14 protein-coding genes and 1 pseudogene are annotated in these 13,894 nt (G+C 36.3%); 7 read left to right on the forward strand and 8 right to left on the reverse strand.

What is annotated here, in order from left to right:
- Window positions 1-104: 104 nt before the first annotated feature.
- Window positions 105-284 (reverse strand): YjzC family protein, encoded by a 180-nt coding sequence (locus NSS74_RS17885; RefSeq protein WP_002086997.1) that lies wholly within the window; start codon window positions 282-284, stop codon window positions 105-107.
- Between the two features lie 490 nt (window positions 285-774).
- On the opposite strand from NSS74_RS17885, the gene NSS74_RS17890 reads away from it, so the two are divergent.
- The 3 genes from NSS74_RS17890 (at window position 775) to NSS74_RS17900 (ending at window position 2,028) form a co-directional block, all read left to right on the forward strand.
- Window positions 775-1,584, forward strand: coding sequence for a Cof-type HAD-IIB family hydrolase (locus tag NSS74_RS17890; RefSeq protein ID WP_002030271.1), 810 nt, complete (start codon window positions 775-777; stop codon window positions 1,582-1,584).
- Between the two features lie 105 nt (window positions 1,585-1,689).
- Window positions 1,690-1,830, forward strand: a complete 141-nt coding sequence (locus tag NSS74_RS17895; protein WP_000516816.1) for a hypothetical protein — start codon at window positions 1,690-1,692, stop codon at window positions 1,828-1,830.
- Window positions 1,831-2,028 carry a DUF3813 domain-containing protein gene (locus tag NSS74_RS17900; RefSeq protein WP_002011309.1) on the forward strand — a complete coding sequence of 66 codons (198 nt, stop codon included), beginning with the start codon at window positions 1,831-1,833 and terminating at the stop codon, window positions 2,026-2,028. It abuts the gene before it with no gap.
- A gap of 26 nt (window positions 2,029-2,054) precedes the next feature.
- Here NSS74_RS17900 and NSS74_RS17905 read toward each other — a convergent pair whose 3' ends face one another.
- Window positions 2,055-2,912, reverse strand: coding sequence for a YitT family protein (locus NSS74_RS17905; protein WP_002125914.1), 858 nt, complete (start codon window positions 2,910-2,912; stop codon window positions 2,055-2,057).
- 100 nt (window positions 2,913-3,012) lie between these two features.
- Here NSS74_RS17905 and NSS74_RS17910 point away from each other — a divergent pair, with 100 nt between their 5' ends.
- On the forward strand, window positions 3,013-3,144 hold the full coding sequence (locus NSS74_RS17910) for a DUF3941 domain-containing protein (protein WP_001120851.1): 132 nt from the start codon (window positions 3,013-3,015) through the stop codon (window positions 3,142-3,144).
- Between the two features lie 130 nt (window positions 3,145-3,274).
- Window positions 3,275-4,132, forward strand: a complete 858-nt coding sequence (gene prsA / locus NSS74_RS17915; RefSeq protein WP_002011303.1) for a peptidylprolyl isomerase PrsA — start codon at window positions 3,275-3,277, stop codon at window positions 4,130-4,132.
- Between the two features lie 154 nt (window positions 4,133-4,286).
- On the opposite strand, the gene NSS74_RS17920 is transcribed toward prsA, so the two are convergent.
- Both NSS74_RS17920 and NSS74_RS17925 read right to left on the reverse strand, forming a co-directional pair.
- Window positions 4,287-4,982 (reverse strand): hypothetical protein, encoded by a 696-nt coding sequence (locus NSS74_RS17920; protein WP_002140821.1) that lies wholly within the window; start codon window positions 4,980-4,982, stop codon window positions 4,287-4,289.
- A 200-nt stretch (window positions 4,983-5,182) separates the two neighbouring features.
- A complete protein-coding gene (locus NSS74_RS17925; protein WP_002011240.1) occupies window positions 5,183-6,037 on the reverse strand; it encodes a CvfB family protein in 855 nt (284 codons plus the stop codon).
- 284 nt (window positions 6,038-6,321) lie between these two features.
- Between NSS74_RS17925 and NSS74_RS17930 the strand changes: the two genes are divergently transcribed.
- Window positions 6,322-6,813, forward strand: a complete 492-nt coding sequence (locus NSS74_RS17930) for a YajQ family cyclic di-GMP-binding protein (protein ID WP_002140817.1) — start codon at window positions 6,322-6,324, stop codon at window positions 6,811-6,813.
- Between the two features lie 18 nt (window positions 6,814-6,831).
- Here NSS74_RS17930 and NSS74_RS17935 read toward each other — a convergent pair whose 3' ends face one another.
- A complete protein-coding gene (locus NSS74_RS17935; protein ID WP_002140815.1) occupies window positions 6,832-8,193 on the reverse strand; it encodes an alpha-amylase family glycosyl hydrolase in 1,362 nt (453 codons plus the stop codon).
- A gap of 157 nt (window positions 8,194-8,350) precedes the next feature.
- On the opposite strand from NSS74_RS17935, the gene NSS74_RS17940 reads away from it, so the two are divergent.
- Window positions 8,351-9,583 carry an ammonium transporter gene (locus tag NSS74_RS17940; RefSeq protein ID WP_002011245.1) on the forward strand — a complete coding sequence of 411 codons (1,233 nt, stop codon included), beginning with the start codon at window positions 8,351-8,353 and terminating at the stop codon, window positions 9,581-9,583.
- A 202-nt stretch (window positions 9,584-9,785) separates the two neighbouring features.
- On the opposite strand, the gene katB is transcribed toward NSS74_RS17940, so the two are convergent.
- From katB to asnB, 3 genes and pseudogenes are all read right to left on the reverse strand, one after another.
- Window positions 9,786-11,252 (reverse strand): catalase KatB, encoded by a 1,467-nt coding sequence (katB, locus tag NSS74_RS17945; protein WP_002140813.1) that lies wholly within the window; start codon window positions 11,250-11,252, stop codon window positions 9,786-9,788.
- 236 nt (window positions 11,253-11,488) lie between these two features.
- A pseudogene (locus NSS74_RS27965) lies at window positions 11,489-11,750 on the reverse strand (ferrochelatase); the annotation flags it as partial.
- 189 nt (window positions 11,751-11,939) lie between these two features.
- Window positions 11,940-13,787, reverse strand: coding sequence for an asparagine synthase (glutamine-hydrolyzing) (asnB, locus tag NSS74_RS17955; protein ID WP_002140811.1), 1,848 nt, complete (start codon window positions 13,785-13,787; stop codon window positions 11,940-11,942).
- Window positions 13,788-13,894 lie beyond the last annotated feature (107 nt).

Genomic DNA, 13,894 nt, shown 5'->3' on the forward strand with positions numbered 1-13,894 from the left:
ATACAATAATTTTGCTTATGTAGTTTAAACTTATTATTGGAAAAAGAAAAAAGTAACATTCATTTTCCTAATCAAAAAAGCCGCAATAACGATTGCGGCTTCTGTTACGGTTTTCTTTTATATGTCCACTGACGGTTATGATTTGCGTTCTCTGGAAACTTTTCACCGGCAGTTAATTGTACCATTTGCGGATTTTTCACCATACTTCCCGTTTCACCAATTTCTACGTAAATGCCATCATTTGGCGCCTTTTGCCCTGAACGAAACCTGCGATTTTGTCCCATTTCCATTCTCCTTCCATGACGTCTTGCCTCATTAGTATATCCATTTTAAAAGAAAGCTTTTCTGTCATGTTTAGGAAACAAGTACTACGGTTTACCCATGTACATATATATAATTACACAAGCTTAAGCAGGAATTATTGGCATATTTGTTGAAAAAAAAGAAACCAACCTACTTTAGGCCAGTTTCAAAGGAGAGTCAAACATATACGAGAAGATTACATGTTCATTATAAGTCGCATCATTCAAACAATGTAACCCTTTTCACAAATTGTACATAATGAAAGAAACATTGTTTGAACTTTCTAAAAAGATATTGACTTTCCCTAATTTCCAACGAGAAATAGTAGACACCACAGCGCTTCGCGACGTAAGATGGATATATAGTGAAACTTTCATCTACAGTAGTTTCACCCAGTCTAACCTCTTATTTCTGCATATTAAAAACGGAAATACAGATAGAATCAAAAAATTTATTATAAGAGGTGAAATTATGAACAAACAACATTTAATCGCATTAGACTTAGACGGAACTTTATTAACAGACAACAAAATAATTTCTCCAAGAACGAAAAACACAATTGCAAAAGCAAAAGAACAAGGACATATTGTCGTTATTTCAACGGGGCGTCCATTCCGCGCTAGTTACGATTATTATAAAGAACTTAGCCTTAACACACCAATCGTAAACTTTAATGGAGCTTACGTGCATCACCCTCTTGATTCAAGTTGGGGAACACATCACTCTCCTCTTGAACTTTCAACAGCGCAAGAAATCGTCCGAGCTTGCTTTGATTTCGGCGTGAAAAATGTCTATGCTGAAGTCATCGATGATGTGTATGTCCGTGAAATTGATGAAGATAAAAAACATATTTTTGAATTCGGTTCTCCAAAGATTTTCACAGGAGATTTATTAAATATTTTAAACGACCATCCAACTTGCTTATTAATCGATGCACATGACGAGCATTCTGCTGCAATTCGCCAACATTTAACAGATATGCATGCTGAAGTCATCGACCATAGAAAATGGGGTGCGCCTTGGCCAATTATTGAAATTGTAAAAAGCGGATTAAATAAAGCTGTCGGATTACAAAAAATTTCAGGCCATTATAATATTCCTAAAGAGCGAATTATCGCTTTTGGTGATGAGGATAACGACTTTGAAATGATCGAATTTGCTGGTCATGGAATCGCAATGGGTAATGCGATTCCTGAATTAAAATCACTCGCAAATCATACGACATTAACGAATGAAGAAGATGGTATCGCTCTATATTTAGAAGAGGTTCTTGGATTGTAATCTAAAAATTCCCTGCTTATAGTTTCTCGCCAAACGCTCATACTATTATTAGACGCAAGAGAAAGCGCGTCAATTGTTTTCAGCTAAATAAAGGGGGTTTTTCGAATGGGTAAAAAGAACAAATCAAAGCGTTTTATCCAGCAAGGAGCCGATGCTGTTATGAAGCATGATGCAAGATTCCCGTACAGAGGTACATTAGCTGAGGCAGAAAAAGCGAGAAGTAACTCTTCATTTGGAGGGGTTTAAATGGGGAACTTACTATTCCAACAAGCTAGAGACGCTGTTTCAAGTGCCGTTTCTTGTTCAAGTGGCGCTGAACAACAGGAACTCGTTTATAGAGCAAAAAACTCTTTACACTCTGCTTATGCAAACTCTTCAACTGCTGAAAAAGTTCAGCTACGTGAAATGCAGGAGCAATTGCAAAACATTACGAATTCGCATTAAAAAAGGAGGACCAGCTTTGGTCCTCCTTAATCTTTTCTAAACAATCCAAACACACCGACCGTTTGCAGTATATTTGTAAATGCACCTGGGTCCACTTGTTTAATAACCCTCTCTAATTCATACAACTCGTAACGAGTAATAACAATCATTAACATTTCTTTATTTTCATTTGTATAAGCACCTGTTGCTGGTATAGTTGTAATCCCCCTCACTAAGCGAGAGTGAATTGCTTTTCGCACATCTGCCCCGTTCTTTGTAACAATTAATGCCGTAATCTTCACATGACGGGTATGAATCGCATCAATAATTCTCGTTGATACATACAAAGTGACTAAAGTATATAATGCCTTTTCCCATCCATACACGTAGCCAGCAGCGATAATGATAAGTGCATTAAAGAAGAAAAAATACGTGCCGACAGGCTTATCTTTTATTTTTGATAAAATCATAGCAATAATATCTAGACCACCTGTAGAAGCCCCCCACTTTAAAGCAACCCCTACCCCAATCGCTGAAATAATCCCACCAAAAATCGCATTCAATATAATATCGTGCGAAACCGCTCTAACTGGGATAATTTCTAAAAACAAAGTCATAAATACAACACAAAGAAAACTAAAAAATGTAAAGGCCTTCCCAACCTTTTTCCACGCTAAAATAACGACAGGAATATTAAATAAACTAAACAATACCCCCGTAGATATATGAATAGATAAAAAGTCACCTAATATTTGTGACAATAATTGAGACAATCCAGCAAAACCACTCGCATACACTTTCGCTGGTGTTAAAAATAAATTCATCCCAATCGCATTTAATAAACCCGCAATAATTACAACGACTAACTTCTTAATAAGTTCAGTATAATTCAGCTTCAAATCCATTTCTAATCCACCTTTAGTATTCATGAATGCACCGCTATACATAGTCTTTACGAAAAAGGAAATGATAAACATACAACGTTTAGAAATGGAGTTGATACATATGCCACATACTAGTGATAACGACAAAAAAGCACGCGACAATAATGCAAAGCGCACTCAAAAAAATGAACAAGAGCAAAAAAATATTCAGCAAGGAAAACGTGCATATTCTAAGAAAACCGATCACCTTTGATTACATCGTACATCAACGTTAATGTTGATGTACTTTTTTTACATTTTACAGGGAAAAAACATTAAAAATTCACTTCATGTTCACTTCTATATTCTACAATAGCGATAACATATTCGGATGAGGTGTTAGCATGAAAGGAAAAAGTACATTCATTATCACTGCACTAATAAGTATATTAATGCTATCTGCTTGCGGACAAAAAAATGACTCGGCCACAATCGCTACAACAACAAACTCAACAATTACAAAGAGCGATTTCGAAAAACAATTGAAAGATCGATACGGAAAAGACACGCTATACGAAATGGTAGCACAAGATGTTATTACTAAAAAATATAAAGTATCTGATGATGCAGTAGATAAAGAAGTAGAAAAAGCAAAAGATCAATATGGAGAACAATTCAAAGCAACACTAGAAAATAATCGTTTAAAAGATGAAGAAGATTTCAAAAATCAAATTAAATTCAAACTTGCATTGAATGAAGCGATTAAACAAAGCGTTACAGAAAAAGATGTGAAAGACCACTATAAACCAGAAATTAAAGCTAGTCACATTTTAGTAAGTAACGAAAATGAAGCGAAAGAGATAAAGAAGAAATTAGATACCGGCACTTCATTTGAAGAATTAGCAAAACAAGAATCTCAAGATTTAGCATCAAAAGATAATGGCGGAGACCTCGGATACTTCGGGGCAGGAAAAATGACACCTGAATTTGAAAAAGCTGCCTACAAATTAAAGCCCGGCCAAATTAGCAATCCCGTAAAATCACCAAACGGCTATCACATTATTAAACTAACTGATAAAAAAGATTTACAACCTTACGATAAAGTGAAAGACTCTATACGTAAAGACTTAGAAGAAGAACGTCTTGCCGACCCTTCCTTCGGTCAAAAATTATTACAAGATGAATTAAAAAAGGCGGATATTAAAATAAACGATAGTGACTTGAAAGATACATTTTCTCATCTTTTTGGGAAAGAGAACTAAAATAAAGCACGATCTTATTGAAAAAATAAGATCGTGCTTTTTTAATCTTCTATCAACATTTTTAACTTTTTCTTCAAGATTTTATAATGCCAAGTGATATGATCTAATTCTACCTCCATTTTAATTCGATGCTTATACCTCTTTCTCTAACAAGTTATATGCATTTCAAAATTAACCACGGATACCACAATACCTCTTCTGCCTCAATTTCCCCATCATCAATTAAATGGATAATCTGCTTTGCATCTTCATACTTATCAACAAGTGATAATTCATTTAATTTCTTACCAAAATCCTCTTGTAAATTATTATGAATAAAAGAATAAAAATTATTGTTACTAAAACCACATATATCAAATCCTAATATTTCATCGTTCTCAACATCAGCAGGTAATGCACTTTCGATAAAATCATATATAGAAACTTCAAAATCATTTTCTTCTCGCTCATTCATTAAGAAATCCGTCCGATACTCTTCTGAAAGATGCAAACTAATAATCTCTAAATTTTCTATCCCTTTTAAATAATTTCGCTTAAAGAATCTCGCATCTTCTAAATTTTTAAAAGCATTCGGCCACGAGAACTTTTCTTCTTCCATTAGTGTATCTAAAAAAGATTGTCCACTTTCACGTTCCTCTTTACTAATCTTCAACCTTCCATTTATCATCTGAGCAATAGGATCATTTTTATTTGAATTACACCAAGGGAAAAACCAATAATCCGGAAATGTAGGCCGAATCCCATTACATATTGTTAAAATCTTTTGTGATAGCCCCTCAATATTGCATTCTTTATAGATAAGTTCCCTATCGTAGGAAATTATGAGGTATCCGGAACTATAATATTTCATTTACATACCTCATTTCTTTTCAATCAAAATTAAATTCAAACTCTCTCTCATATAGATATAACTATCTATCCCTTCTATATTTTTAAAAATATTCCTCTTCCAATGATTCTCTTACTCCCTTTCTCCTTTTGTGCCGAACGTAAAAAGAACTACCTCCTCCCTAATAAACTTAGAGAAAAAATAGTTCTTTTTCATTTATCTTATTTCTTAAAGTAAGTCCAGCCTTCTTCTTGGTAAATCTTTTCTTCTTTCATCAGTTTACCAAGTGCGCGCTTAAAGGCAGCTTTACTCATATTGAAACGTTCTTTAATGTCTTCTGGGTTGCTCTTATCCCAAAACGGCATCGCTCCGCCTCGTTCTTCCATATATGCATAAAGTACTGCTGCATCATCTTCCATTCCTTCTTCTTTACGAGGAAGAAGTGAAATGTTAATTGTACCGTCGTCTTTCACGTCAATAATACGACCTGTTACGCGCTCACCGATGCGGACTTGTTCTTTTCTTTCTGTATGGTGTAAGAAAGCACGGAAATGCTCGTCAGTTAGTATGAATGAACCAACTTGAAGTGAGCGATACACACGTCCATTTACGTTTTTATTACGCATAGATGGCGTTGCATCTACGATAATTTCTTGCATATCACTGTCTCTTGCCGGAAGAGCAATTAAACGATCACGATTCGTTAATTTTAACGTACAATATAATTCGTCGCCTTCTTGAGGCCATACTGGCATATAAATTGGAAACTCATCAAGTGGAATTAGTATATCTTTTGATACACCAATATCAACAAACACACCTAAACTAGGAATAACTTCTACAACCTTTACCCAATTCCAATCATGTGTTGTAATAATTGGTTCCTTCATTGTTGCTGAAATACGATTTTGGTGATCAAGGTATAAGAATACATCAATCGTATCGCCTTCTGCAATTTCTCCAGCTAATTCGTTTTTATGTAGGAAGATTTCTTCCTCTTCGTTTCCAACCATATATCCGATTTCCGTTTCGCGTAAAACAGTTACCTGTTCAATCGATCCTAATTGCAAATACATATTTTTTAATTCCCTTCTCTATATATAAAGTTATCTTTTTTATCATTCCAAACAAAAGTTAATTATAACACGATTTTTCCTTTATTTGTCCAACTGCCCAAAATTCACTATAATTAAATAAAGACTGTATCTATAGGACTATATTCCCCTACGGATGATCCGTCAAAACACTTAAGTTGCAACACTCTATCTAATCGATGTATTTTCCGCTATACTTTAATATGTATATTACATAGCCTATTTAGGTGCATGAAAAGATAGAAATTTATTTGGAGGTGCTAACTATGGCAAAAGAGAGTTCTTTTGACATCGTTTCGAAAGTAGAATTACCTGAAGTAACAAACGCAATTAACATCGCATTAAAGGAAATCCAAAACCGATATGACTTTAAAGGTAGTAAAAGTGATATTAAATTAGAAAAAGAAGTACTTGTTTTAACTTCTGATGACGCGTTCAAATTAGACCAAGTAAAAGACGTTCTAATTTCTAAGCTTGTAAAACGTAACGTTCCAATTAAAAACTTGGACTACGGAAAAGTTGAAACTGCATCTGGTAATACTGTTCGCCAACGTGCAACTCTGCAACAAGGTATCGATAAAGATAACGCGAAAAAAATTAACAACATCATTAAAGAAATGAAATTAAAAGTAAAAACGCAAGTACAAGATGACCAAGTACGCGTAACAGCGAAAAGCCGTGATGACTTACAAGCAGTAATCGCAGCCGTTCGCAGCGTCGACTTACCAATCGACGTACAGTTCATTAACTACCGCTAAGAAAAAAAGATCCTCTATCTATACAGAGGATCTTTTCTTTTTAACCGCAATTAAAAAAGCAATAAATAATACGTTCACACCGACTATTAAGGAGATAAACAACCAATTCACACCTGTTTCTTCGCTAACTTTATACACATTCGACTCTTCGCGCTTTAAAACAAGATAAAACTTTCCGTTTTCTTCTCTTATAATTTCGTCTTCTAACAATCCTCTTAACTCTTGTTTTTCACCAATTGCACTTACAGGTAAGGAAACCTTTTTCGTCTCTTTCGTATTATTAATCGCTACTAGTGTTACTTCATCTTTATACTTTCGTTTTAATATACTCATTCCATCTTTATCATATAGAAGTTCAAACGTACCACGTCGTAAAGATGGTCTCGCTTGTCTAAGTTCACCTAGCTTCGTTATGTGCTGCATAAACTTTTCATCAGATTTGAAATCCATTAATCGTCTATTATCTGGAGCATCTCCCCCATCTAATGCGATTTCAGTTCCGTAATAAAAATTCGGTATCCCCGGGGATGTTAATAAGTAAGTGATCGCTAGTTTTAAACGAGACGGTGGGTAATACATATTTTCTTTTGCAATACGTGCAAATCGCTTTGTTTCTTGATTATCTAAAAACGTAGCGAATTCCTCTTCTTTTCCACTCACATCATATAAAGGTTTCACAGACATATCTGCTTTTGAAAATGACTCTACTATTTTTTTATAGTACTCATTATCTTCCTTTGTCATAATGTGAAAATCTTTCTTTACCTTCTGCAAATCCTTTTGCACTTCATCCCAAAAAGCACGCGGCTTTTTTTCACTATGTATCACATAACTTCCGTCTAAATCGACTTCTTTTATCCACCATTTCATCGAGTCTATTAATTGTTGTTCATTTTCTTCATACGGAAATTGAAAGACAACTTTCATTCCTTTTTTGTGAGCCTCATTTACAAGTTCTTTCACATCATTTTCTGTTCCGAAATGTTCATTTACTTTTTGAAAATTTCGAACGCTTAATCCGTCATACTTTTCACTTTCAAAAAGTGGCGAAAGCATAATAGTAGTAAATCCCATTTCTTTTATGTAGTCCAATCTTTTTATAATCCCACGTATATCTCCGCCCTGATACCCTTCTAAATTACCAACGTCTAACTGTTTGTCATTTTTCGATTCTCCGTTATTAAAGCGATCAATCATAATGGAATATATAACTTCATCTCGCCATTCCCTTTTTTCTTCCGCAAAAGTATGTACTGGTACAAACAAAATAACAGCTAAACAAAAACAAATGAATAGTTCCTTAGTCCATATTTTTTTCACACGCATCCCCCAAACTTCCAATTGTAAGAATATTATACCAATTTTTAGAGCAAATCGCATACGTTGATTTTATCCCCCAAAAATACATTATGTTAGGTTTTCTAACATCACCTAAAAAGTTTTCTGAATTTTTAGTTGATTTTTCTTTTTATTTCGAATATGATATGAAACATAACATATAGATGTTATTTTTTCTAACATCATAGGAGGAGAGAGAATGAATACGGGAGATACAGTTTTTATTTTTGTAACGACAGTAATGGTCATGTTGATGACACCAGGATTGGCACTTTTTTATGGGGGTATGGTTCGCAGTAAAAACGTACTCAGCACGACAATGCACAGTTATAGCGCAATGGCTATCGTTTCGATTCAATGGATTGTTATCGGTTATTCTTTATCATTCGGGCCAGATTGGCACGGACTTATCGGCAATCTCGATTGGTTCGGTCTAAACGGAGTTACCTACGCACCAAACCCAGACTACTCATCTACTATTCCTCACAATTTATTTATGATGTTCCAACTCATGTTCGCTATTTTAACTCCCGCTTTAATTTCAGGGGCATTCGCCGAAAGAATGCGATTTTCTGCCTTTCTTATTTTTATCCTTCTTTGGACAACAATCGTTTACAATCCTGTCGCTCATTGGGTATGGGGCGTTGGCGGATGGCTGAGAGAACTCGGCGCGTTAGACTTCGCTGGTGGTAATGTCGTTCATATCACATCTGGCGTTGCTGGTCTTGTATTAGCTATTTTCCTTGGAAAACGAAAAAACATAAGCGGTACCTCCCCTCATCATTTACCATTTACAATGTTAGGCGCAGGCTTACTCTGGTTCGGCTGGTTCGGTTTCAACGTCGGTAGTGCATTATCTTTAAATGACGTAGCTTTAACTGCATTTATTAATACAAATATAGCCGCCGCTGCCTCAGCTCTAACTTGGATGCTTTCTGAATGGTTCTTCCAATCAAAACCGACCGCGATGGGAGCTGCTTCCGGGGTTGTTTCTGGTTTAGTCGCAATTACGCCGGCTTGTGGATTCGTTACACCTTTCTCCGCTCTTCTTATCGGAGCAATCGGCGGTATATTATGCTTCGGAGCTGTCTTCTTCTTAAAAAACAAATTCGGATACGACGATACACTCGATGCATTTGGATGCCACGGCATTGGAGGAACTTGGGGCGGTATTGCAACTGGACTATTTGCTACTACTACTATAAATAGCGATGGTGCTAACGGATTATTTTACGGAAACGCCACTCTCCTTTTCAAACAACTTGTAGCAATCGGAGCAACATATGCATTCACAATCATAATGACGTACGCCATTATTAAGGCTATTAACTTCTTCCTTCCTGTTCGCGTCGATGAGCACGAAGAACAAATGGGGCTTGATATTTCGATGCATGGGGAGAAAGCTTATGAGTATACTGAGCGAGTAAATTAAAAAAGAGATGCAATCTATTAATAGTAGATTGCATCTCTTTTATCGCACTGATTAGCACACCCCATCCTGTATTCCCATAAATTTATCGATCGTTTCTTTCAATATATCGATTTACCGACGAATTCCGACATAGCTAAAACGCAAAATACCCTGCATGATTTTACACAAAAAAGACGACCGTTTAACAGTCGTCTTTTCCTATTTACTTCGGAACATTCCCTACATACTGCGTAATATCAACATTTAACGCCCCTGCTAAACGCATTCCGTAGTCATGATCTGCGCGGAAGAAGTTGCAAATAGCTAGTAATTTCGTTTGCTCATTTACGCCTTTTAAGTCGTTTGTTAAGTTCGCAATTAAGTTGTCTTGCTCTTCTTTAGAGAACGAACGGTAACGCTCACCCGCTTGTTTGAAGTCATTTGGTTTTTCAATTTTTTCACGAGATACGTAGCCTTCTACTTTCATAGTTGAATCGCGGTAAGCTGGATCCTCAACTGGATTTTCAGTATGACGGCTCGGTTCGTAGTTTATTGTAGATGGGTTTTGATCCACTTGCATCGCACCATCACGTTGTTGATTACGAACAGCAGCGTATGGGCAGTTTACAGGAATTTGTAAATAGTTTGCACCAAGGCGATAACGCTGCGTATCTGGGTAAGAGAATAAACGACCTTGTAATAATTTATCTTCAGATGGTTCAATACCATTTACAGTTGCACTTGGAGTAAACGCCGCTTGTTCTACTTCCGCAAAGAAGTTTTTCGGGTTACGATTTAACGTCATTGTCCCTACTTCAATTAATGGAAAGCGATCTTCCGGCCATACTTTCGTCGGATCTAGTGGATCGAAATCTAAAGAATCCGTTTCATCTAGTTGCATTACTTGTACGTGTAAATCCCATTTCGGATAGTTTCCTTTTTCGATTGCATCGAATAAATCACGAGTTGCATGATTGAAGTCTTTACCTTGCACTTGCTCGACTTCTTTTGCACTTAAGTTACGCACACCTTGCTGTGGCTTCCAATGATATTTAATGTAAACGATTTTACCTTCTGCATTAATCCATTTAAATGAATGTACGCCGAAACCTTCCATTTCACGGTAGTTTGCCGGTGTACCATAATCAGAAAATACCCATGTCATCATATGTGTAGATTCTGGAGTTAACGTCATGAAATCCCAGTAACGATCTGGCGTTTGAACATTTGTATCAGGTGCTGGCTTTAAAGAATGCACCATGTCAGGGAATTTAATTGCGTCACGAATGAAGAAAACTGGTAAGTGGTTACCTACGATATCGTAGTTTCCTTCTCCTGTATAAAATTTAACAGCGAACCCACGCGGATCACGAGCTGTCTCTGGAGAACCTTGACCATGAATAACCGTTGAGAAACGAACGAATACAGGTGTTTCAGTTCCTTCATTTTGTAAAAACGCTGCTTTCGTATATTGCTGCATGCTGTTTTTCGTTACGAATACACCGTGAGCACCTGCACCACGTGCATGCACAACACGCTCAGGAATACGTTCACGATCAAAGTGAGCAAGTTTTTCTACTAAATGATAGTCTTCTAACAATACCGGTCCACGGCGACCAGCTGTACGAGAGTTTTGGTTATCTCCAACTGGAGCACCTTGGTTTGTTGTTAAGCGCTTATTTGGATTCATCAAGGGTGATCCTCCTCTTTCCTTCATAGTAATTATTATTTATTTAAAATTATTATAAACTAATTATTATTCAAAATTAAATCCTTGTCAACTATTTCCTTCATTTTTTTGGAAACAATTTCAGCTAAACAAGCAATAAATACAGATTGTGAATTGGGCATATTTAGTCTAAATATGCGGCATTTAATTCATCAGTTACAACTTTACATTCATAATCGATGTCATATAAAACTCCTAAATCGAGCAATGTGTTTTAAACCTAAGTAACAAAAAAATTCATACTCTGTAAACATTTTATTCATTGAATCTGTTAATTTATGCGCCTGCTCTTTCATTATTTTCCCAAGCGGTGAAATTCCACCAATTGCTTTATACCGTCCGATTAAATTTTGGAGCGCTTCTTCAGACGGCTTACGCCCGTGACGAATGCGAGTATACATCATCTAATGACTCCGGCGTTCCATACGCCATCACAAGCAAACCTATTTTCTTCGTCATCTATATAGCACCTCAATTTTGGAAATGAGAATCTTTTTCAAGAACATTTGTTTCCAATTATAACAAGCAATAATAAGTACTTCAAAATAATAATTCTAAATAAGTATTGTTTCTAATATGATTTCGAATTTTATATGACAATTTATTTAAGAAAAAGAGCGGCTCACATAAATATAAGCCGCTCTTTCCCTATTCCTTAATATTTACCCCATACTCTTTAAACCAAACATGAATTTGCGCTAAATGAGCTAAAAGCTGCGGCCCAGTCATTAATTGACCAAACCACGGTTTTTGAAATGCACTGCCGCCAGACTGGATCAATCCGCTCAATTGCTCCTTATCGAACAATTCATGCAAAATTGAGCCTTTATCCGTTAATAAATCTTGGAGCCATACTGTGACTGCTTTCGTATAGTGCGGGTTATGCGTTTTCGGATACGGACTTTTCTTTCTATACAATATATCATTTGGAAGTAATCCTTCTAAAGCCTTACGCAATAGACCTTTTTCGCGGTTTTTATACATTTTCATTTCCCAAGGAATATTCCACGCATATTCGACAAGTCGGTGGTCCGCAAATGGAACGCGTACTTCTAAGCTTGCCCCCATACTCATACGGTCTTTTCTGTCTAATAATGTTGTCATAAACCATACCATGTTTAAATAAAATAATTGTCGTCTCTTCGCTTCTAATGGGCTTTCTCCCTCTAAAATAGGAACTTCTTGAATGGATTCTTCATAGCGTTGTTGTACATATTGTTGTAAATTTAATTTATTTCTCCATTCTTTCTTCAGAAGTTGTTCACGCGCTTCTGTAGAACGCATCCACGGAAATGTACTTGATTGTAAATCATCTTCTCTATAAAACCACGGATAACCGCCGAATATTTCATCTGCACATTCTCCAGATAAACCGACGACAAAATCTTGTTTTATTTCACGGCAAAACCATAATAATGAAGAATCAATATCTGCCATACCAGGCAAATCGCGAACGAGTACTGCTTCTGTTAAATACTGTGCTAGTTGTTCATTAGAAATGACGCAGCGATGATGAATTGTTTGAAATGTCTCTGTCATTAAATTAATAAATGGTGCATCTGAATTCGGCTGAAACGCATTCGCTTTAAAATATTTGTCGTTATCTTCATAGTCAACAGAATACGTGTGCAATTGACCTTTCCCTGATCTTTCATACTCTTTCGCGGCAATTGCTGTGATAGCACTTGAATCTACACCTCCTGATAAAAAAGTGCATAGTGGTACGTCAGAAACTAATTGTCTCGTAATCGCATCTTGTAATAAAAAACGAGTTTTCTCTACTGTTTCTTCAAATGAATCTTCATGTTTTTTACTTTCTACATTCCAATATCTCCATATGCATAAACCGTCTTTTGAGAACGTCATTGCATGACCCGGACGCAGTTCTTGAATACCAGCATATACACCGTGACCAGGCGTTCTAGATGGTCCGAGGCCAAATATTTCTGACAACCCTTCTAACGTTACTTCCGCCTTCACATCTGGATGCGCTAGTATCGCTTTTAACTCTGAACCAAATAATAATCGTCCGCTATCATATTTATAAAAAAGCGGTTTTACACCTAATCGATCTCTGGCAATAAAGACTCGTTCATTTTTCTCATCCCATACTGCAAACGCATATATACCGTTTAAATGATCGACACATTCTTCTTTCCATTCAATATAAGATGCCAATAGTACTTCTGTATCGGAATGCCCTTTAAATGTATAACCTCTTCTTAATAACTCTTTGCGAATATCTTCTGTATTGTAGAGCTCTCCGTTATAGCAAATCGCATAACTCGTTTCGTCTTTTAAACAAGTCATGGGTTGTTTACCACCTTCAGGATCTACAACGATTAACCGTTTATGCCCAAATGCGACGTTCCCTTTAATCCAAACTTTATTATCATCTGGACCGCGTTTCGCTAGCGTTTCCGCCATCTTCGTCACGATGCCCCTTTCCCCTTCTAATGAGCGTTTATAATCCACCCATCCTGTAATCCCGCACATAAGAATCATCCTTCCTAATCTAATATCTGTTTCTGAACGTGCAGTAATCCCCACCCTATGAGTGCGGATACATAAAAACAACAAACTTGACGATAACTAACTATCCA

Origin of the sequence: Bacillus sp. FSL E2-8868 (assembly GCF_038005505.1) — a bacterium.
Lineage (GTDB): Bacteria > Bacillota > Bacilli > Bacillales > Bacillaceae_G > Bacillus_A > Bacillus_A mycoides.